The 21,473-nt window shown below is 71.6% G+C and carries 16 protein-coding genes; 13 read left to right on the plus strand and 3 right to left on the minus strand.

The annotated features are described in order from the left end of the window. From FB157_RS16790 to FB157_RS16800, 3 genes are all read left to right on the plus strand, one after another. On the plus strand, positions 1 to 2,385 hold the full coding sequence (locus FB157_RS16790) for a xanthine dehydrogenase family protein molybdopterin-binding subunit (protein WP_145880493.1): 2,385 nt from the start codon (positions 1 to 3) through the stop codon (positions 2,383 to 2,385). 208 nt (positions 2,386 to 2,593) lie between these two features. Continuing rightward, positions 2,594 to 4,051 (plus strand): NCS2 family permease, encoded by a 1,458-nt coding sequence (locus FB157_RS16795; protein ID WP_145880495.1) that lies wholly within the window; start codon positions 2,594 to 2,596, stop codon positions 4,049 to 4,051. 49 nt (positions 4,052 to 4,100) lie between these two features. Beyond that, the gene (locus tag FB157_RS16800) at positions 4,101 to 5,252 is read left to right on the plus strand and encodes an XdhC/CoxI family protein (RefSeq protein WP_145880497.1); all 1,152 of its coding nucleotides are present in this window, start codon (positions 4,101 to 4,103) and stop codon (positions 5,250 to 5,252) included. Positions 5,253 to 5,292: 40 nt separating this feature from the next. Here FB157_RS16800 and FB157_RS16805 read toward each other — a convergent pair whose 3' ends face one another. After that, the gene (locus FB157_RS16805) at positions 5,293 to 8,076 is read right to left on the minus strand and encodes an SIR2 family protein (RefSeq protein WP_145880499.1); all 2,784 of its coding nucleotides are present in this window, start codon (positions 8,074 to 8,076) and stop codon (positions 5,293 to 5,295) included. A gap of 201 nt (positions 8,077 to 8,277) precedes the next feature. Between FB157_RS16805 and FB157_RS16810 the strand changes: the two genes are divergently transcribed. Continuing rightward, the gene (locus tag FB157_RS16810; RefSeq protein WP_261386346.1) at positions 8,278 to 8,964 is read left to right on the plus strand and encodes a hypothetical protein; all 687 of its coding nucleotides are present in this window, start codon (positions 8,278 to 8,280) and stop codon (positions 8,962 to 8,964) included. Positions 8,965 to 8,996: 32 nt separating this feature from the next. Here the strand turns inward: FB157_RS16810 and FB157_RS16815 are convergent, their stop codons facing one another. Next, the gene (locus FB157_RS16815; RefSeq protein ID WP_145880500.1) at positions 8,997 to 9,440 is read right to left on the minus strand and encodes an SRPBCC family protein; all 444 of its coding nucleotides are present in this window, start codon (positions 9,438 to 9,440) and stop codon (positions 8,997 to 8,999) included. A 140-nt stretch (positions 9,441 to 9,580) separates the two neighbouring features. Here FB157_RS16815 and FB157_RS16820 point away from each other — a divergent pair, with 140 nt between their 5' ends. After that, positions 9,581 to 10,396 carry a hypothetical protein gene (locus tag FB157_RS16820; RefSeq protein ID WP_145880502.1) on the plus strand — a complete coding sequence of 272 codons (816 nt, stop codon included), beginning with the start codon at positions 9,581 to 9,583 and terminating at the stop codon, positions 10,394 to 10,396. A 109-nt stretch (positions 10,397 to 10,505) separates the two neighbouring features. Next, positions 10,506 to 11,396, plus strand: coding sequence for an alpha/beta fold hydrolase (locus tag FB157_RS16825; protein WP_145880504.1), 891 nt, complete (start codon positions 10,506 to 10,508; stop codon positions 11,394 to 11,396). Between the two features lie 26 nt (positions 11,397 to 11,422). Here the strand turns inward: FB157_RS16825 and FB157_RS16830 are convergent, their stop codons facing one another. Then, positions 11,423 to 12,190 (minus strand): polysaccharide deacetylase family protein, encoded by a 768-nt coding sequence (locus FB157_RS16830; protein ID WP_261386363.1) that lies wholly within the window; start codon positions 12,188 to 12,190, stop codon positions 11,423 to 11,425. Positions 12,191 to 12,374: 184 nt separating this feature from the next. Between FB157_RS16830 and FB157_RS16835 the strand changes: the two genes are divergently transcribed. From FB157_RS16835 to FB157_RS16865, 7 genes are all read left to right on the plus strand, one after another. Then, complete coding sequence (locus tag FB157_RS16835) at positions 12,375 to 13,016, plus strand: phosphoribosyltransferase (protein WP_145880508.1); 642 nt, start codon at positions 12,375 to 12,377, stop codon at positions 13,014 to 13,016. A gap of 16 nt (positions 13,017 to 13,032) precedes the next feature. Then, positions 13,033 to 13,491 (plus strand): TIGR03668 family PPOX class F420-dependent oxidoreductase, encoded by a 459-nt coding sequence (locus tag FB157_RS16840; protein WP_145880510.1) that lies wholly within the window; start codon positions 13,033 to 13,035, stop codon positions 13,489 to 13,491. 163 nt (positions 13,492 to 13,654) lie between these two features. After that, complete coding sequence (locus FB157_RS16845) at positions 13,655 to 15,295, plus strand: serine protease (protein WP_261386347.1); 1,641 nt, start codon at positions 13,655 to 13,657, stop codon at positions 15,293 to 15,295. After that, positions 15,292 to 17,559 carry a serine/threonine-protein kinase gene (locus FB157_RS16850; RefSeq protein ID WP_145880515.1) on the plus strand — a complete coding sequence of 756 codons (2,268 nt, stop codon included), beginning with the start codon at positions 15,292 to 15,294 and terminating at the stop codon, positions 17,557 to 17,559. Before FB157_RS16845 ends, FB157_RS16850 begins: the two co-directional genes overlap by 4 nt. A gap of 4 nt (positions 17,560 to 17,563) precedes the next feature. Continuing rightward, positions 17,564 to 19,132, plus strand: a complete 1,569-nt coding sequence (locus FB157_RS16855) for a VWA domain-containing protein (RefSeq protein WP_261386348.1) — start codon at positions 17,564 to 17,566, stop codon at positions 19,130 to 19,132. Next, positions 19,126 to 20,163, plus strand: a complete 1,038-nt coding sequence (locus FB157_RS16860; protein ID WP_186581546.1) for a hypothetical protein — start codon at positions 19,126 to 19,128, stop codon at positions 20,161 to 20,163. Before FB157_RS16855 ends, FB157_RS16860 begins: the two co-directional genes overlap by 7 nt. Next, positions 20,160 to 21,467, plus strand: coding sequence for an ABC transporter substrate-binding protein (locus tag FB157_RS16865; RefSeq protein ID WP_145880517.1), 1,308 nt, complete (start codon positions 20,160 to 20,162; stop codon positions 21,465 to 21,467). The genes FB157_RS16860 and FB157_RS16865 overlap by 4 nt, the downstream gene beginning before the upstream one ends. Positions 21,468 to 21,473 lie beyond the last annotated feature (6 nt).

The raw sequence follows: 21,473 nt of genomic DNA on the forward strand, positions 1-21,473 counted from the left end.
ATGCCGACCAACGGCGCTCCTACGAAGATCACGCAGGGCTCCCAGACCAAGGGCGGCATCGGCGAGTCCACGCTCCGCCCGGACGGCACCCTCAAGGTCACCGGCGAGTTCGCGTACTCGTCCGACATGTGGCACGAGGACATGCTGTGGGGCCAGATCCTGCGCTCCACCGTCGCCCACGCCGAGATCGTGTCGATCGACACCGGTGAGGCCCTCGCCACGCCCGGTGTGTACGCGGTCATGACCTACGACGACCTGCCCACCGAGGTGAAGAACTACGGCCTGGAGATCCAGGACACCCCGGTCCTCGCCCACGGCAAGGTGCGCCACCACGGCGAGCCGGTCGCGATCGTCGCCGCCGACCACCCGGAGACGGCCCGCCGCGCCGCCGCCAAGATCAAGGTCGAGTACCGGGAACTCCCGGTCGTCACCGACGAGGCCTCCGCGACCGCCCCGGACGCGATCCTCGTCCACGACAACCGCGACGACCACCACATCGGCCACGTCCCGCACCCGAACATCGTGCACCGTCAGCCGATCGTCCGCGGCGACGCGGACGAGGCCGCGAAGCGGGCGGACGTGATCGTCAAGGGCGAGTACACCTTCGGCATGCAGGACCAGGCCTTCCTCGGCCCCGAGTCCGGCCTCGCCGTGCCCGAGGAGGACGGCGGCGTCCACCTCTACATCGCCACCCAGTGGCTCCACTCCGACCTGCGCCAGATCGCGCCCGTCCTCGGCCTGCCCGAGGACAAGGTGCGCATGACGCTGGCCGGCGTCGGCGGCGCCTTCGGCGGCCGCGAGGACCTGTCGATGCAGATCCACGCCTGCCTGCTGGCGCTGCGCACCGGCAAGCCCGTCAAGATCGTCTACAACCGGTTCGAGTCCTTCTTCGGGCACGTCCACCGGCATCCGGCGAAGCTCCACTACGAGCACGGCGCCACCAAGGACGGCAAGCTCACGCACCTGAAGTGCCGGATCGTCCTGGACGGCGGCGCCTACGCGTCCGCCTCCCCGGCGGTCGTCGGCAACGCGTCCTCGCTGGCGGTCGGCCCGTACGTCGTCGAGGACGTCGACATCGAGGCCATCGCCCTCTACACCAACAACCCGCCCTGCGGCGCCATGCGCGGCTTCGGCGCGGTCCAGGCGTGCTTCGCCTACGAGGCGCAGATGGACAAGCTGGCGAAGAAGCTCGGCATGGACCCGGTGGAGTTCCGGCAGCTGAACGCCATGGAGCAGGGGACCATCATGCCGACCGGGCAGCCGGTCGACTCCCCGGCCCCGGTCGCCGAACTGCTGCGCCGCGTCAAGGCGATGCCGATGCCGCCCGAGCGCCAGTGGGAGTCCAGCGAGGGCGCCGACGTACGGCAGCTGCCCGGCGGTCTGTCCAACACCACGCACGGCGAAGGCGTCGTACGCGGGGTCGGCTACGCGGTCGGCATCAAGAACGTCGGCTTCTCCGAGGGCTTCGACGACTACTCCACCGCCAAGGTGCGCATGGAGGTCATCGGCGGCGAGCCGGTCGCGACCGTGCACACCGCGATGGCGGAGGTCGGCCAGGGCGGTGTCACCGTCCACGCGCAGATCGCCCGCACCGAGCTGGGCGTCGCCCAGGTGACCATCCACCCGGCCGACACCCAGGTGGGCAGCGCCGGCTCGACCTCGGCCTCCCGGCAGACGTACGTCACCGGCGGCGCGGTCAAGCACACCTGCGAACTCGTCCGCGAGAAGGTCCTGGAGATCGGCCGCCGCAAGTTCGGCACCTACCACCCCGCCTGGGCCACCGCCGAACTCCTGCTGGAGGGCGGCAAGGTCGTCACCGACGGCGGCGAGGTCCTCGGCGACCTGGCCGACGTCCTGGAGGGCGAGAGCGTCGAGATCGAGGCGGAGTGGCGGCACCGGCCGACCGAGGCCTTCGACCTGCGCACCGGCCAGGGCAACGGACACGTCCAGTACTCCTTCGCCGCCCACCGCGCGGTCGTCGAGGTCGACACCGAACTCGGCCTGGTCAAGGTCATCGAACTGGCCTGCGCCCAGGACGTCGGCAAGGCCCTCAACCCGCTCTCCGTGGTCGGCCAGATCCAGGGCGGCACCACCCAGGGCCTGGGCGTGGCGGTGATGGAGGAGATCATCGTCGACCCGAAGACGGCGAAGGTCAGGAACCCCTCCTTCACGGACTACCTGATCCCCACGATTCTCGACACGCCGACCATCCCGGTCGACGTGCTCGAACTCGCCGACGACCACGCCCCGTACGGGCTCCGTGGCATCGGTGAGGCCCCGACCCTGTCGTCCACCCCGGCCGTCCTCGCGGCGATCCGGAACGCGACCGGGCTGGAGCTCAACCGCACTCCGGTACGGCCCGAGCACCTGACGGGAACCGCGTAACACCCCAGCTCTCCGGGCGGCGTGAGGGAACGTCACACACTCCGCCGCGCCGCCCGGAGGAACCCCTTTGAGTTCCGCACCGCTCGCGGTCCTTGAAGCACCAGGAAACTCGTTCGTCTCGGGCCGTCCCCCGGGTCGTCCATTCCCAAATCCCGTGACCGTCAGGGCGGTTGCACGGGTGCCCCTGTGAACCTTGGGAGATGGCACCATGACCCAGCAGTCAGTGGAGCCCAGGACCGCAGCCGACGACGCGGGCGAAGGCACGCGCATCGCGGCAGGTCGGTCCTGGCTCGACCGGTACTTCCACATATCGAAGAGAGGGTCCACGGTCTCGACAGAGGTCCGCGGCGGCATCACCACCTTCATGGCGATGGCCTACATCCTCCTGCTCAACCCCCTCATCCTGTCCGGCAAGGACGCGGCGGGGGACACACTCGGCCAGAAGGCGCTGATCACCGCGACCGCGTTCGCGGCGGCCTTCACCACGCTGCTGATGGGATTCGTCGGCAAGGTGCCGCTCGCCCTCGCCGCCGGCCTCTCCGTCTCCGGCGTCCTGTCCTCGCAGGTCGCCCCCAACATGACCTGGCCGCAGGCCATGGGCATGTGCGTGATGTACGGCGTCGTCATCATGCTGCTGGTCGTCACCGGCCTGCGTGAGATGATCATGAACGCGATTCCGCTCGCGCTCAAGCACGGCATCACGATGGGCATCGGCCTCTTCATCGCCCTCATCGGCTTCTACAAGGCCGGCTTCGTGCACCAGGGCGCGCACACCCCCGTCACCCTCGGCCCCGCGGGCGAACTCGCCGGCTGGCCCGTGCTGCTCTTCGCCGGCACCCTGCTGCTGATCTTCATGCTGCAGGCCCGGAACATCCCCGGCGCCATCCTCATCGGCATCGTCTCCGGCACGATCGTCGCCGCGGTCCTCAACGCCGCCGGCGTCATCGCTCCCAAGCAGTGGGCGAACGGCGCCCCCGAACTGCACGGCAGCGCGGTCTCGATGCCCGACTTCTCGCTCTTCGGGCACGTCGAGTTCGGCGGCTGGGGCAAGGTCGGCGCGATGACCGTCGGCATGATCGTCTTCACGCTCGTGCTCGCCGGGTTCTTCGACGCGATGGCCACCATCATCGGCGTCGGCACCGAGGCCAAGCTGGCCGACGACAAGGGCCGCATGCCGGGCCTGTCCAAGGCGCTGTTCATCGACGGCGCCGGCGGTGCGATCGGCGGTGTGGCGGGCGGCTCCGGCCAGACGGTCTTCATCGAGTCGGCGACCGGCGTCGGCGAGGGAGCCCGCACGGGTCTGGCCTCCGTGGTCACGGGCCTGTTCTTCGCGGCCTGTCTCTTCTTCACCCCGGTCACCGCGATCGTCCCGCAGGAGGTCGCCTCCGCCGCCCTGGTCGTCATCGGCGCCATGATGCTGATGAACGCCCGGCACGTGGACTGGGCCGACCGCGCCACCGCGATCCCGGTCTTCCTGACCGTCGTCCTGATGCCGTTCACGTACACCATCACCACCGGTGTCGCCGCGGGCGTCATCTCCTACGTGGGCATCAAGACCGCCCAGGGCAAGGCCCGCGAGATCGGCGCCTTCATGTGGGGTCTGACGGTCGTCTTCCTGATCTACTTCGCACTGCATCCGATCGAGGGCTGGCTCGGCGTGCACTAGCCGGCCCGTCAACGCCCTTCCCGCGCAACCCCGTTAAGGAGACCGAGAGATGCTGGACATCGCCGAGGAGCTGAACCGGTGGGTCGAGCAGGGCCGTGACTTCGCCGTCGCCACCGTGGTGGCCGTCGGCGGCAGCGCCCCGCGCCAGCCCGGCGCCGCCCTCGCGGTGGACGCCGACGGCACGGCGATCGGCTCGGTCTCCGGCGGGTGCGTGGAGGGCGCCGTGTACGACCTGTGCCGACAGGCGCTCGAGGACGGGGAGACCGTGCTGGAGCGCTTCGGGTACAGCGACGAGGACGCCTTCGCCGTCGGCCTGACCTGTGGCGGCATCATCGACATCCTCGTCACACCGGTCCGGGCGGACGGTCCCGCCCGGCCGGTGCTCGCGGCCGCGCTGGCCGCCGCCGCCCAAGGCGAGGCGGCGGCGGTGGCACGTGTCGTCCGGGGACCGGCCGGACTGCTGGGCCGGGCCCTTCTCGTCCGCCCCGACGGCTCCTGCGACGGCGGCTTCGGCGCCCACCCCGAACTGGACCGCACGGTCGCCGCCGAGGCCGGCGCCTTCCTGGACGCGGGCCGCACCGGCACCCTGGAGATCGGCGAACAGGGCTCCCGCTGCGGCGCCCCGCTCACGCTCCTGGTGGAGTCGTCGGTCCCCGCCCCCCGCATGATCGTCTTCGGCGCCATCGACTTCGCCTCCGCCCTGGTGCGCGTCGGCAAGTTCCTGAACTACCGCGTCACGGTGTGCGACGCCCGCCCGGTCTTCGCCACCCGCACCCGTTTCCCGGAGGCGGACGAGATCGTCGTCGAGTGGCCCCACAAGTACCTGGAGCGCACCGAGGTCGACGGCCGCACCGTCCTGTGCGTCCTCACCCACGACGCCAAGTTCGACGTACCGCTGCTCGAACTGGCCCTGCGCCTGCCGGTCGCCTACGTCGGCGCGATGGGTTCCCGCCGCACCCACCTCGACCGCAACGAGCGCCTGCGCGCGGTCGGCGTCACCGAACTCGAACTGGCCCGCCTGCGCTCCCCGATCGGCCTCGACCTCGGCGCCCGCACACCCGAGGAGACGGCAATCTCCATCGCCGCGGAGATCGTCGCCAACCGGCGCGGAGGCAGCGGGATCTCGCTGACCGGAGCGCACACCCCGATCCACCACGACCTGGCGTCACTGCCGGCGGGGCGGATCGGGTCGGTGGCCTGAGCAGCCTCCGCCTTCGTGAGGGAACCTCGAGCGGGCTGTGTCAGCGGAACTCCGACGGGGGAAGCACCGACAGGCTGCCCTTGGTCAGCAGAGGCGCGAGGCAACCGGGTGCCTCGGGCAGCAGTCGGTTGACTGAAGCCTGCACCGCCTCCCAGGCCGCGCTGCCTGTGAGGGCCTGGCGGCCCTCCCCGGCGATGTAGTCCCTGTGGTTCTCCAGGAACGTATTGGCGTCGTATTGGTTCGAGAAAATGTTCGGTGTGGCCTTGTCGGCCACCAGCCCCACCACTCCGCAGAGCGCATCGAGGAAGACGGGCTCGTGTGAACCGCGATGCAGTTCCGTGAGAGCCACTCCCATGTTGAGCAGTCCGCTGACGACAGCGCGCATGCTTCGGGAAATGTGCAGCGCGACGCCGTCGAGCAGGACGTTCATGCCGTATTTCCCGGTCTGACCGGCCGATGTGCCCCATTCCTGGACGAACGTGATGACCGAGTCCGGGTCACTCATCGACTCCAGCTCGCCGCACGTCCCTTCGGCAACCGACAACGCCTCGTCGCGGTTCCCGGTCACACGCAGGGTCGACATCAGCGCCGTACGGAAACTGAGCCGACGCGGAGCGGCCTCGACCGCGGTACGGGCAGCGGCCACCGCCTCGGTCCCCAGCCCGAGGTGCTTGTTGTCCCGGCGGAACAAGCCACGGGCCAGATAGGCCGCGGCGTGTAGGTCGTCGGCGAATGCGTCGGACTCCCGGGACAAGTCGATCGCCGCCGTCACAAGCCGGCGTGAGAGGCCGACCAGCTCGTCCGGGTCCCGCTCGCGGCTGATGGAGAGGGCGGCTTCGGCGATGGTCTGGTGACGGATCCAAAGGCCGTAATCCGGCTGAGTCACCGCGGCCTCGATGCCCAGTGGGTCGGTGACCGCATCCTGCACCAAGTAGTCCTCGTCCAGGCCGACCACCCGTCCGAGGACTCGCAACGTCAGAGGGTACGAGTTCTCCCTCTTCCGGTCGTAGGCGACGTGCAGCAAGGCGATCATCAGGAAGCACTGTGCCAGCGAGGTGCCCTCCACCGCCGGATGCTCCTCCATCCGGTCCAGCAGCTTGCAGACGTGGTCCCGAAGCAACGGGCCGTAGCGCAACTGGAGCATGGTGCCCACCAGCGAGCTGTCCTGCCGTCCGTAGAGGGCCCGGGACAGGGAGACCAGCTTGCTCGCACGCTTGTCTCGGGGAGTTCCTGCCAACTCGCCGAGGACACCCAGCTGTTCCCAAGCCGCGACCAGCAATTCACCATCCGCGTCCTGGAGGCCGAAGTTGCCCACGACGCGCACATGGTCCGCGAGCCGCTGGTATCCGCGGCGCGACCGCCAGTCACGCTCCTGACCCGCAAGCAGGACGAGGATGTCGTCGCGGCCCCTGCTCTCGCAGGCCAGCATCAACTGCCGCAGCTCTTCGATGAACCGTGCGCCCTGGTCGGTGACGAGGACGATTCGGTGTCCCGGCCGCTCAGGGACGGACAGGACGGCCTCGACGTCGATGGGGCTCCTGCGCTCTCGCCAGAAGACCGTGACGTCCTCGCGTCCGCGTACCAGGTCGACGGCTGTCTGCAGCAGCGCGATCGATTTCCCCTCGCCCATGGGGCCCACCGCCGCCACGATGCGCTTGCGTACGTCGCCGTTCAGGCAACGGTGCAGTTCGCCCGTGAGCTTCGTGACCACGGACAGGCGCGGTACCCGCGGGTCGAGCGCTTCCTGCCAGCCGGGTTCTCGCCCGTCGAAGAACAACTCGACGTCTGCGGTGGAGTGTTCCTTGGCCGCCGTGTCATCGAGCATGGCTTGGTCGACGCGAGTCCAACCTGGCGGGCATTCGACGGCCTTGGTGTAATTCGCATGGATTCGCGGAAACAGCCGGTTGGCGTCGATTTCCTCGAAGAAGGTCCACCGGGGTGTCTTCTGCAGTTCACTCAGCAACGGTGCGTCTCTGATGGCAGCGGCGAGGTCCGTGAAGGAGCACCAGATCAGGTCGATACCGTTGTGGTCCTTCGCTCGGACCCGTTCCAGCAGAGAACGCGAGAAGGCGTCGTTCCAACCGCTGTAACCGACGACCACGACGACATGGTCGCGCAGCGCGCTGCGCAGACTGTCGGACAGCTCAGGCCGGTCCGTGGTCAACTGGCCGACCGTGTTGAGAGTGTCCCCCTCGCGCCAGTAGCCGTGGACGTGCACGATGTTGACGGCGTTCTCGTCCTCGCCGTGTCTGATTCTGCCGTCGAAGTCCAGGTACTGCATGTTCGCCACTGCGCCGGCCTTGCGCACGGCGATCTCCAGCAGCGGATCGAAGTTGGTGGTGATCACCGGACCGCGTCGCTCGGCGGGCACCGCACGCAGAAGCAGCCCCAGGTGCTCCACCGCCGAGGTGAGCTTCCACAGGCCGGTGTCGTACTCGACCTTCTTGAGGGCCTTCGAGTCTCCCCGCTCTGCCAGCGTTGCACGCTGCTGGTTGCCGAGTCCCGTGCATGCCTCCAGGACCGCGAGCTGGATGGCCTTGTTGAGTGCGTCCTGGCCGCGGATCTTCAGGAGCGCAGCGGCAGCGCTCTGGTACTTCTCGCCGCCGGCCTGCCGTCTGATCGCCTGCTTGAGGAGGAGTTGATCCTCCGGTCGGCGCAGCACGGCGAGCATCTTCTCCACGATCCCGTCCACATTGGGGATCGCTCCGAAACTGATACCCGATCCGGTGACGAAGGAGACCTTGCGGGTTCCCTCCGTCAGATGACTCGTCAGTCGAGAAACCAGCAGGTCCTCGTCGATGTTCTTCACCCCGCTGCTGTCCACCGAGACGACTCCCACAGGCAGTTCTGAAAGGGCTGTCGGATTCTAGCGGTTTCCGGGACTCTCGTTTCGGCGTGAACGAACTTGCGCTGCACAGCTCTTGCGCTACAAGGTGGGCAGCTGGTCGCGGTGCCGTCGGGACTGCGCACCGCGTCGGGGAAGGCGAGGGGGAGACAGGTGGGCGAGGTGATCGGGGGACACCCCGTGATCGAGCCGCGCGCAGCCGATGAGCCGGGCGCGTCGGCGGCTGTCGGCGCCAGGGCCGCCGGTGCCGGCACTGCACCGACCGAGGGTGGGGGAGGCAGTGGAGTTGCCCCCGCGACGCGGTGTCTGTCCCCCTGGGCGACCACGGCACTGGGCGTCTTCCTTCTGGCTGATGTCATCGCACTGTGTGGGGCGCTGCTGAGCCTGTGGCCGGTGCTGCTCCACGTCGTCCAGGCCGGTGGTGCGGTGCCGGCCGCGGCCTCGCGGTGGTCGCCGTTCGGCCTTGGAATGTGGTCGCTCACCGCCGACACGGCGATGCTTCTCGCGGTGATCTGCTGCAGCGCACTCGGCAGCTTCGTGCATGCGGCCACCTCGTTCGCCACCTACGTCGGCAACCGTCGGCTGTACGCCAGCTGGCTCTGGTGGTATCTGCTGCGGGCAGGCATCGGGGTTGCGCTGGCGCTGCTGGTGTACTTTCTGTTGCGGGGCGGTCTGTTCGCCGGAGGCTCTGGGACCGGGGCCACCAATCCATATGGCTTCTCCGGCATCGCGGGCCTGTGCGGGCTGTTCTCCAAGCAAGCCACGGACAAGCTCCGCGAAGTCTGTGACACGATCCTCAGCACCAGGGGCGACGGCGACGGGGACCGCCGGGACAAGTTGGCAGGGTCCGACGGGGCCGCCCCTTGACCGGGCGGTGCCGAGTCAGCGTCAGCCGCCGTTCAACCGCCGGTGCGGAGCAGCCGGTTCACCGCCCGTCCGAACACCGCACGTGACGTCCGCTCCAGCAAGCCGTCGAAGACGCGGGGGAGGAACCGGACCCGCAGTTCCTCCCGCCACACCACCCGGGCGCGGCCCCCGGGCCCTGGCCGGACCTCGATCTCCGCCCAGCCCAGGACGACCCGGCCGCGCTTCTCCAGCCGGCACAGCCCGGGCTCGTCGTCCACCGGTGGATGCCAGAGCGTCACCTCCATGGGGTCGTCGAAGGAGAGCGGGCCGAGGCCCGAACGGGCCACGAAGCGTGTGCCCTCCCGGGTCGGTGCGGGCGTGACCACGGTGACCCGGGTCAGCGGGGCCACCTCGCCGTGGCGGGGCCACTCCGTGAGCCGGCGCCACGCCTCGTCGAGGGGGAGCGGCACCGTGCGTTCGAAAGAGAAGAAGGGCACGGCACGATCGTAGGGAATCGCCGCCCGCCACCTGCGCGTTCGGCCCCGGGTCACCTCCCTGGCCCAGCGGCGGTGCGGCCGCCGGCGAACGGGTGGGCCCACGAGTGGCCGATGGGGCGTGAGGTGTCCACCCTGGAGGAGTGAGCACCGCGGGCGGCACCGCGGCGGCCTCCGGCTGGAGAGGGTTCCTGGAGAGCCCTGTCGTCGGCATGGCTCCGTGGATCATCTTCTCCCTGCTGGTCGGACCCGGCCGGTTCGAGATCTCGGTCGCGCTGGCGCTGGCCTGCTCGGTCGCCCTGGTCCTCCTCGGCAGGCTGGCCAACCGGGGCAGTTCCTGGAAGCTTCTCGAACTCTGCGACGTGGGATTCTTCGCCGGCCTGGCCGTCGTCGGCGCCCTGGCGAGCGAGGGCACGCTGCACTGGCTGGAGACGTACGCCGGGGAGGTGTCCAACATCGCGCTGACGCTGATCGCTTTCGGCTCGATGGCGTTCCGGACGCCGTTCACCCTGCAGTACGCCCGCGAACAGGTAGACCCGGCCCTCTGGGACACGCCCGCGTTCCTGCGCACCAACTACGTCATCACCGGGGTGTGGGGGCTCGCCTTCCTGGTGGCGGCGCTCGCGGGCGGCTACGGCGACCTCGTCCTGCACAACCCGGACAACCTCTGGACCGGCTGGATCATCCAGATCCTGGCCATCGTCGCGGCTCTCCGTTTCACCGAGTGGTACCCCGAGGTGGTCCGAGCCCGCACCCGGCGTGACACCGGCCGCCCCGGCCCCGACCCGCCCCCGGTGTCCGACCTGCTGCTGCCCCTGGCCGGCCTGCTGGTCCCGATCGGGATCGCCGTCCTGGTCTTCGACAACATGTGGTGGCTGGGCGCCGCCCTCGTCGTGGCCGGCACGCTGCTCACCAAGGCGCTGCGCCGACCCGGAACCGGTGCGGCTCCGAGCGCTTGACGTGGCGGGTAATCGACCCGGTGACCGGCTCCGGGAAGGATCGGGACCGACAGCACGACGGGACGCCCCGTCCCGTCCGATCCCGTCCGGACCATCCCAAGGAGGCCCCATGCCGTACTACGCGAGCCCCGTCGACGGCACCCGGCTGCACTACGTCGACCACGGCCCCGCCCGCGGACCCGTCGTCGTGTTCGTCAGCAGCGCGTACCTGGGTTACGAGCTGTGGGAGTACCAGATGCTGCCGCTCGCCGAGGCCGGCTACCGGTGCGTCGGTCTCGACCGGCGCGGCCACGGACGCTCCGACGACGCCTGGCTCGGCTACGACCTCGACACCCTCGCCGACGACGTGCGCGGACTGCTCGACCACCTCGACCTGCGGGAGGTGACGCTGGTCGGGCACTCCGTCGGCACCGCCGAGGTGGTGCGCTGCCTGACCCGGCACGGCACCGACCGGGTGGCACGGGCCGTGCTCGTCGCCGGCGTCACACCGGGATTCGTCCGTTCGCCAGGGCTCCCCCAGGGCGTGGACCCGACGGTCGTGCGCGCCGACGACGAGATCTTCCGGCGCGACCGCGCGGGGTACTTCACCGCCTCGGCGGACGACTTCTTCGCGGCGAGCCGGCCCGGCAACGAGCTGTCCGCCGCGTATGTCCGCCACCTCGTCGACCGCTGCCTGGCCGCCACGCCCCGTGCCGCGAACGGAGTGCGGGCCGTGGTGGCCGCGCTCGACCTCACCTGCGAGCTGCCCGGCGTGCGGGTTCCCGTGCTCGTCGTGCACGGTACCCACGACACCTCGGCACCCCTCGCACTCACCGGGGAACGCGCCGCGCGGCTGCTGCCGCACGCCACGCTGAAGGTGTACGAGAACGGCGGTCACGGCCTGTTCGCCACCCACGCGCAGCAGCTCACCGCGGACCTGCGGGAGTTCGTCGACGCGGCGGCCGGCGAGTGCCGTGCGGACGCGGCGGGCGAGAGCCTCGCGGCTGCCCGCGTCGGCTGAACCGCCCCGGCTGAACCACCCCGGCCTCAGGGCCGGTACACCTTCCCCGGTTCGGCCTTGCCGGGGGCGAGGAGCTGGGGGACCGTCACGAAGACGTAGCCGCGCTGCTTCAGGGCGTCGATGATGCCGGGCACGGCGGGCACGGTGCCCTGGTAGATGTCGTGCAGCAGGATGATCCCGTCCCGCGACGCCTGATCGAGGACCCGCTTGGTGATCAGCGCGGAGTCGTTGGTCGTGTAGTCCTTCGCGGTGACGCTCCACAGCACCTCGGCGAGGCCCAGCTGTTTGGCGATCTTGTGCACGTTCGCGTCCGTACGGCCCTGCGGCGGGCGCATCAGCGTGGGCTTGTGCCCGGTGAGCCGCTCTATCGCGTCGTCGGGCCGCTTCAGCTCCGCACGTATCTGCGCGTCGGAGATCCGGGTGAGGATCTTGTGGTCCCAGGTGTGGCTCGCCACCTCGTGGCCCTCGGCGGCCATCCGCTCGACCAGCTCCGGGTACTTCTCGATGTGCCGCTTGCCGAGCAGGAAGAACGTCGCCGGGACCTTCTTCTCCTTGAGGATGTCCAGCAGCCGCGCCGAGTTCTCGCTGGGCCCGGCGTCGAAGGTGAGCGCGATGCACTTGGCCTCGCGGCAGTCGACGGACCCGAAGTGGGCCGGCGCCCCGTGCGCCGCCTCGGCCCGCGCCGTGCTCGGCGCGGTCGTGTCGACCTCGGCGCAGCCGGACAGGGTCAGCGCCAGGCAGGCGGCTGCCGACGTGAGCGCGGACAGGCGCAACCTCCGGCCCCCCGCGCGCATCTTGTTGGGCGCGTGCTGCCGGGCCGGGTTCGTCTCGGTCGAAGTCGAAGAAGGCATGCCAGGATTATACGCTCTGTGTATAGTTCACACGTTCGAATTATGCAGTTGTATTCGACGGCACGTCCGGCGCCCGTAGCACCATGGAGGTACGGGGGAGAAGAGGACCCCGGCGAGAGGACGGCCCATGTACTACCGGGACCGCGCCGAGGCCGGACGCGAACTCGCCGGCCTGCTGAGAGACCTGCGCGACAGCGGGCGTCTTCCCGACCCCGTCGTCCTGGCCCTGCCCCGCGGCGGGATCGCGGTCGCCGCGCCCGTGGCCCGCGCCCTCGGCGCCCCGCTCGACGTGCTCGTCGTACGCAAGATCGGCGCCCCGCACCACGCGGAGTTCGCCGTCGGCGCCCTCGCCGCCGACGATCCGCCTCTCTTCGACTCGGACACCCTCGACCGCCTGGGCCTGACCGAGCAGCGCCTCGCCCCGGCCGTCGAGCGGGAACGGGCCGAGCTGGTCCGCCGGGAGCACCGCTACCGCGGCGACCGCCCACCCCCGGAACTCAAGGGCCGTACCGTGATCGTCGTCGACGACGGCCTGGCCACCGGCGCCACCGCCCGCGCCGCCCTGCGCCACGTATGGCGCCGGGGCCCCGCCCGGGTCGTGCTGGCCGTCCCGGTCGGCGCCCCGGACTCCCTCACCCTGCTCGAGGACGAGGCCGACATGATCGTGTGCCCGCACCGGCCGGCCGGGTTCAGCGCCGTCGGTCAGTGGTACGCCGACTTCGGGCAGCTGACCGACGCGGACGTGCTCGACGCATTGCACGCGCGCTGAACGCCTGGGAGCGAGGATGCCCGCACTGGACGCGGCCGAGGCGCGGCGCCGGTTCACCGCCGCCCGGGTCGCCCGGCTGGCCACGGTCGACGCGGCGGGCCGGCCGCACCAGGTGCCGGTGGTCTTCGCCCGGCACACCCTCGAAGGCACCGACCGGCTCGTGACCGCCGTCGACCACAAACCCAAGACCACCGCCCGCCTCAAGCGGCTGCGCAACATCGCCGCACACCCGGCGGTGTGCCTGCTCGCGGACGCCTACGACGAGAACTGGGACCACCTGTGGTGGGTCCGCGCCGACGGCGAGGCCCGCGTCCTGCCGCCCGGCGCGGCCGACCCGGCCGTCCGCGAAGCCCACGAGGCCGCCGTACGGCTGCTGTGCGAGAAGTATCCGCAGTACCGGGACCGTCCGCCGGACGGGCCGGTGATCGCCGTCGGCGTGCGGAGCTGGACCGGGTGGGAGGCCCGTGCACGGTGACCCCGGACCAGGCTCGGCATCCGGCGCGGACGCCCGCATCCCGCCCGTCCGCGACAACCCCGTGCACACCAGTGGTACCGGAGGGGCACGCGGAGTAACCTCTCGTGACATGACGCGCACGGGGGAGCGAGCCGTCAAGTCGCGGTTAAGGACGCCACCTTGGGTGGCTCGCATAGAAGAGCAGGACGGACAGGTGCTCGGCGCGGGGGTGCTCCTCGCCCCTGACCGGGTGCTCACCGCGGCCCATGTCGTCCGGCCCGGCCTGCCCTACGTCGTCCACTTCGTCGGCGTGCCCGGCGTGCCGGGCGTGGCCGCCACGGTCCGGGCGGACGAGCATGTGCCGCAGCGGGAGGACGCCTTCGGCGACCGCATCGGCGACCTGGCCCTGCTGCGGCTGGCTCAGCCGCAGCCTGCCGAACACACCACCCGGCTCTACCGGCTGGCCTCGCCGCACGGGCCGGTGAGCATGTACGGCTTCCCGGCCGGCGACGACGGCGGCCGCTGGCACGGCGCCACCCTGGTCGCCGCCCGCGGCCGGGACCACCAGGTGCAGCTGCGCCCGCAGACCCAGGGCGAGCTGGCCGCCCCCGGCTTCAGCGGCGGGGGAGTGGTCGACCACGAGACCGACGAGGTCATCGGGATCGTCCTCAGCGTCGACGACGGTCCGAACTCCGTCTTCAGCTACATGAGCCCCACCGAGACCATCCTGAGCCATCTGCCGCAGGCCGCCGCCTGGAGCGAGGGTGCCGAAGCCGTCGACCCGACACTGCGCCCCGGCGCGACGGGTACCGCCGGCCGGCTCGACCTGCCCTTCGCCACCGAACTCGCCTCCTGGTTCCGGGGCGAGGGCTGGCCGGTGCTCGTCACCGTCGTCCCCGCCCGCAGCGGCCGCGCCTGGACCCTCACCCGCGCCGTCACCCTGGCCGACCGGGAGCTGCGCACCCAGCAGAACACCAGCGCCTTCAGTCACGACCCGCCCGAGACCGTGCCACCGGCCGGCGGCCACGATCTCGCCCTGGACGTCAAGGGGATGACGGAGAGTCAGGTCATGGACAGGATCGCCGAGCGGCTGGGCATCCGCGGCGACCCGAGGCCCGAACGGCTCGGCGCCCTGCGCGTGCCGCTCGCCGCCGTCCTGGTCGGTGTCGACCAGGCCGCCGAACCCGATGCCCTGCTCGGCCTGCTGGAGCGGCTCGCCCAGCAGGGTGCCCGCCTGCTCCTGGTCTTCCGCCGCCGGGGCGGCCGTGCGGCCCAGGCTGCCGAATCCTTCGTCCGGCTACCGCTGCATGCCCGCTGGACCCGGCTGCACCGCGAACTCGACCACATCGTGGACGAGTTGGGGCCCGCGCTCGACGAACGCCGGGGCCGGGTGGCAGCGGACCCCGGCACCCTGCAGCTGCTGGACCGCGCCGAGGCCGGTGTACGGCGCACCCGGATGCTGCTCGCCTGGGTCGCCCACTCCCCGGAGCGGGAGCGGGAACCCCGCCGCGCCGACGTGCTGTTCACCTTCGAGGACGCGGCCGAGCGCCGCCGCCGGCGCCTGGAGGAGGCGATCTCGCTCCTCGACGAACGGTTGCGCCGCCGCGAGGAACTCCTCGGCCGGGTCACCGCCGAGTGGCCGCTGTGCCGGGAACGGGCCGCGGCCCGGGGCGGCGACCGGGTCATGGAGGCCTACCGGCTCTACGAACTCGCACTGTCGCTGCTGCGGCAGAGCCCCTGCGACGTGGACGAGGCGGAGACCGCCGTCCGGCACTTCGTCGGCTTCTGCTCCGGTACGGCACCCGGAAGGGAGGGCACCCCATGACCTCGTGCATCCGGCCCGGCTGCGCGGGCCACATCATGGGCACCGGTTACTGCGACACCTGTGGACACCGGCACCTGGAGCCACGGGCCGAGTCACGTACCGAGTCGCGGTCCGAGTCACCGCCCCCGCCGCCCGGGCCAGGGGAACCGCCCGGCCCGCAGCCCACCCACGCCGTCGCCGGAGTCGGCGAACTCGACCAGCACGGACTGGTCCTGCTGCCCGACGTCCCCGCCCCCGAGGGCGGGCTCGTCGAGGACCCCCGGCCGCCCACCGGCGGCCGCCGCTGCGGCGCGAACGGCTGCACGATGATCGTCGGCATCGGCTACGGCGGCCAGCCCGCCCCGGCGAAGGGCCGATGTCCCCGCTGCGGCACCCCCTACTCCTTCCTGCCCCTGCTGGACAAGGGCGACCTGGTCGCCGGCCACTACCGCATCCTCGGCTGCCTGGCCCGCGGTGGCCTCGGCTGGATCCACCTCGCCGAGGACACCAGCGCGGACGGCCACCGCGTCGTCCTCAAAGGGCTGATCGACGTCCATGACGCGCTGGCCCGCCGCAACGCCGTCGAGGAGCGCCGCTCGCTCACCGGTCTGCACCACCCCGACATCGTCCGCATCATCACCTACGTCGAGCACCAGGCACCCGCCGGCCCGCCCACCGGCTACCTGGTCATGGACTACATCGGCGGCCGCTCCCTGCAGCAGCTCTTCGACGCCGACGACGCCGAGCGCGTCTTCCAGGGCCGCCCCCGCCTCGACCACGTGCTCACCTACGGCTGCAAGATCCTCGGCGCCCTGCAGTACATGCACGAACGCGGCCTGCTCTACTGCGACATGAAGCCGGCCAACGTCATCCACTTCGGGCGGGCGATCAAGGTCATCGACCTCGGCGCCGTCCGCGCGACCGGCGACCGCGGCTCCGCCTACGTCTACACGGCGAGCTTCGCCCCGCCCAAGGAGGAGGTCGACAGCCGCGGCTGGCACGTCGACAGCGACCTCTACACCGTCGGCATGACCCTGCAGGCCCTGGCCCGGGGCACCGAAGCGGCCCGTGGCCTCGCTCCCGACTCCTTCCGTCTCCTCATCGACCGCGCCACCCACGCCGAACCCCGCGCCCGGTTCCGCTCGGCCGCCGAGATGTCCCGCCAGCTCTGGGAGGTCCTGCGCGAGTTCCGTTCGCTGCAGTTCGGCGAGCAACTGCCGGAGAGCAGCACCCGGTTCCGCGCCACCGAAGCCAGCCTCGACGCCGGACTCGGCGCGATCCCCTCCCTCGGCCACTGGACCGGTCGGCCCGGCGAACACCCCGCCGGTCTCGACGTCTCCCCGCCCGCGGCCGCCGAGGTCGCCGGTGCCCTGCCGGAACCGGTCCCCGACCCCGACGACGGGGCCGCCCTGCTGCTCGACACCTTCCCGCCCGACGCCCCCGACCGGGTCGCCCGGCAGTGGCCCCGCGAATCCCGCCTCGGCACCCCCGAGACCGCGCTGTGGCTGTGCCGCGCCTACCTGAGAAAGGGCGCACAGGGCGAGGCCCAGAGCTGGCTGGCCGAGGCCGAGACCCTGCTCGGCGAGCGCGCCGCCGCCTACGACTGGCGCATCGCCTGGCACCGCGGCGTGCTCCACCTGAGCAAGGCCGAGGTACGGCGGGCCGGCAGCTGCTTCGAGGCCGTCTACCGGGCGCTGCCCGGCGAGTACGTGCCCAAACTGGCCCTCGGGTACTGCGCCGAACACGCCGGTGAGCAGCGTACGGGCCGGGCCATGCGGTTCTACGAGGCCGTGTGGGCCCGGGACTTCGCCCACACCGCCGCCGCGTTCGGCCTGGCCCGCGGCCACCTGGCCACGGGAGACCGGGACGCCGCCGTACGCGTCCTCGACGACGTGCCCGCCACCTCCCGCCACTACGACGCCGCCCGCATCGCGGCCGTCCGTGTCCGCGCCGGTGTGCTGCACGGCCGCGCCCCGTCCGTGGCCGACCTGCGGGACGCGGACCACCGGCTGCCCGAGCTGCACCTGGACGGCGGCGCCGCCGACGGGGAGTCGCGGGCCCGGCTGGTCGCCGAGGTCCGGGAGAACGTCCTGCACTGCCGCCCGAAGTCCGGCTGGGGACCGGAGTTCCCAACCGGTGACCTGCTCGGAGCCGGTGCCGAGGACGCCCTGCGCACGCTGCTGGAGCAGTCCTTCCGGCAACTGGCCGCACAGGCGCGCACCGCGGGCGAGCACGGCCGGCTGCTCGACCTGGCCCATGCCGTACGGCCGATGAGCAGATTCTGAGGACGTGGACGACATCGGGGGAAACGAGGGGGACGAGGCCATGAGCGTGGCCGGGAGAAGCGAGCGCACCGAGGACATCACGGTGACCCTCGCGGTCGGCCAGGAGAAGGAACTGCCCGTCGTGCCGACCGCGGCCGGGCGGTCCCGCGACCGTGAGATGCACGCCATCCTGGAGATCGGGGTCAGCAACAACGGCGCCCCGGGCGTCGTCACCGGGGGTGTCCGCGGGGCCGGGCCCGCCCTTGCCGAGGTGCTGATCGTGGACACCTCCCGCTCCATGCTCCACCCGGACGCCAAACTGCGTGCCGCCAAGGACGCCACGGTCGCCGCCCTGCGACTGCTGCCCGAGGGCACCGCGTTCGCCGTGCTCTCCGGCCGGTTCGACGCCACCGTCGTGCACCCCGGCCCGGACCGTGAGGGCATGGCCGTCGCCGGGACCGCCGAGCGGGAGGCCGCCGAACGCGCCGTACGGATCCTGGACGCGAACGGCGGCACCGCCATCGGCCACTGGCTCGACCTGGCCAGGCGGCTGCTGAGCAAACAGTCCGCGCCCGTCAAACACGTCCTGCTGCTCACCGACGGACACAACGAGCACGACCACCGCGCCGGCATGCGTCTGGACACCGCCCTGGAGGCCTGCGACGGCCGGTTCGTCTGCGATGCGTGGGGCATCGGCGACGACTGGGACGCCGACCTCCTGCTGGGCATCACCCGGCGGCTGCACGGCCGGGCCGGAGCGGTCCGCCGTGAGTCGGAACTGCCCGCCGCGTACGAGGAGTTGGTGAACGGCCTGCTCGGCACGGCGGTCCCCGAGCTGCGCATCAAGATCACCCCGACGCCCGGCACCGTGATCCGCCAGGTCAAGCAGGTCGTGCCGAAAGAACAGGAACTCCTCGCCACCGGAGCCGAGTTGGGCTCGCGCGGCGCAGAGTACGTCACCCGGGCCTGGGGCGAGGAGACCCGGCACTTCCAGGTCGTGCTGACCGCCGACCCGACCGGCCGCGAGACCGACGAGGACCTCCAGCTCGCCGCCGTGGACGTGGTCGTACCCGACTTCGGACCCGCCGTACGGCTGCCCGCGCCGCAGCCCGTCCTGGTGCGCTGGACCGACAACCCGCTCGACGCGTCCCGGCAGCACCCCGGGGTCCGCCGCCACGAGCTGTACCAGCAGGCGAGCGCCGCCGTGGCCCGGGCCTACCGGGCCTGGCTGCGCCGCGCCGAGGGCAGGGCGGAGGCGGACCGGGAACTCGCCCGGGCACTGGCGCTGGCCGGGGAACTGGGCGACGCCCAACTGCTGGGCGCCCTGCGGCGGATCGAGGCCGAGCCGGGCACGGGCCGGGTCCGCGACGGCCTCAAGGACGTCGACTGGCAGCACCTGATCCTCTCCAGCGCCATGACCACCCCGCCGGAACAGCCCGCCGAGGGTCCGCCCGCGGCGGGACCGGCGGCCGTCGGTCCGGAGAACCCGCCCGGTGCCGACGAACTGATCGAGTGCCCGGGCTGCAGCTGGCTCGGCCCGGCGGACTCGGTGTACTGCGGCAGGTGCGGGCGTCTGCTGGGGGGAGCATGGTGAGCGTCGACGCCCGCACCGGACCGGGCCGACGGGCGCACGCCACAGCGAGCCCCCGCGACCGGGCCCCGCTGCCCCGGCACCTCGGCAGCCTCCTCGGCGCCGGGCCGCGACCGCCGGACCCGGGCAGCACGACCGCCTACGAACTCGCCGTGCGCCGCCGCCTGCTGCTGGCCCTGACGGCCCTGCTGACCCTGTCCCTGTTCCTGTCCTACGAGGGTGTGCACGCGGACGCCAACCCGCTGCGCACCTCCAGCGCCCCCGCCGTCGTCGCCATCGACACCGCGCTGTACGCGCTCGGCGAGGCACAGGCGGACGCGACCGGGGGCACCCCCTCGACCAGCGAGTTCCAGAAACAGATCTCGGTGGCCGCGCAGAGCCTCGCCCTGGCCGCCGCCGACGACGTGGGCGGCCCGGGCGGCCGGCAGGCGCTGCAGACGGTCGCCGGACTGATCACCGGATACACCGGCATGGTCGAGAAGGCCCAGCTCCAGTCCCAGGGAAGCGTGTCGCGGGACGCCTATCTGAGCTACGCGACCAGCATGCTGAAGACCGAGAAGACCGGCATCGAGGACCGGCTCAGACGGCTGCAGGACGAACAGCGGGCCGTGGTCGGGCGGCAGACCTCCTTCGGGTGGGCGCTGTGGCTCGGCTGGAGCGCGACCGCGCTGCTCGTCCTCGCGCTGGGCGCGGCCCTGGTGGAGACACAGCTCTTCCTGTGCCACCGCTTCCGGCGCAGGTTCAACCGTCAGCTCATCGCCGCATGCGCCCTGCTGGCCGGGGGGTTCACGACTCTCCTGCTGTTCACGGTGTGGACGCGCCAGGGCATGACGGACACCCGCGGCCTGCTCGACCGGCTGGTGTCCGGGCAGGCCGTCACGGACGCCGGGCAGCAAACCGCCGGGTACCTGGCGCACACCGGTTTCCGGGCGGCGGCCTCGGCGTGGATCGTACTGGGAGGCATCGCGCTCATGGCGCTGACCGAGACGGGTCTGCGACAGCACATCAACGACTACCGGTTCAGGCCCCGGTGAGCGCCCCCGGCAGCGGCCCCGCGGCCGCGACCCGGCGCCGCCCGGTGCGTACGGTCACCGTGCTGGGGATCTGCCTGGCCGTGCTGGCGGCGGCCGTCGGGCTGGGCGTACGGGCCCTCGGAAAGGAACCGACCGTCACCCTGCTGGCCAACTGGACGGGCAAGGACGAGCAGTACTTCCGGCAGGCGGTCATCGACCCCTTCGAGCGCAGGTACCACGTCCACGTCGACTACCAGGGAAGTTCCGCGGAGAGTCAGGTGCTCAGCGCCGACGTCGAGGCCGGCACCCCGCCCGACGTGGTGGTGCTCACCGGACCGGGCGAACTCGCCGCCTACGCGGACCAGAAGCAGCTGCAGCCGATCGAGAAGCTCGTCCCGCAGGGCGACTTCAGCAAGTCCTGGGTAACTCCCAGGAACGGGCACGTGTACTGGTTCCCGCTCAAGGCCGACCTCAAGAGCATGGTCTGGTACCGGCCCGAGGTCGGTGCGCAGCAGCGCCGGAACGCGGCGAAGCGGCCGGACCAGTGGTGCATCGGCATGGGATCGGGCGCCACCAGCGGCTGGCCGGGCACCGACTGGATCGAGGACATCCTGCTGCAGCGGTACGGCCCGGCGGTGTACGAGCGGTGGGCGCGCGGTCTGCTGCCCTGGCAGTCCAAGCAGGTGGAGGGGGCCTGGGTCACCTGGGGGAAAATGGTGGGCGCCGGTGGCCCCCGGGATCTGGTCCTGCGCGCGCTGCGGACCGAGTACCAGGCGGCGTCCGAGCTGGTTACCATGGACCCGCCCCAGTGCACCCTGGAGCATCAGGCCTCCTTCATCCGCAACCTGCAGCCGTGGAAGGAGGCACACGGCCGCTACGAGCACTCGGACCGCCTCGTCCCCGGCGCCACCGCGGACAATGCGTGGGAGGTCTCCGGCGACCTGGTCGCCCTGCTGCACGCCACCCCGCAGGCGCAGGAGCTGATCCGGCACCTCGCCGCTGCCAAAACCCAGCGGGCGTGGAGCGCCAAGGAGGCCGGCCTCTCCGTCAACGCCCACGCACAGCCCACGGCCGGTGACTCCACCCCCTCCTGGCGCCGCTCGCTGGCCCGGACCCTCCTCGACCCCGACGCGGTCCACTGCTTCGACGCCTCCGACGCCATGCCGCCGCCGGTGCGCGACGCCTTCGCCCAGGCGACCATCGACTTCCTCGCCGATCCGCGACGGCTGGACGACCTGCTGAAGAACCTGGACAGCCTCGGCAGCGCGGAGAACCTGAGCTGGCTGACATCCGTGTGCGACCGCACCCGCAGGAGGGGACCTTGAACGACT

Source organism: Streptomyces sp. BK340, from assembly GCF_007827595.1.
Lineage (GTDB): Bacteria > Actinomycetota > Actinomycetes > Streptomycetales > Streptomycetaceae > Streptomyces.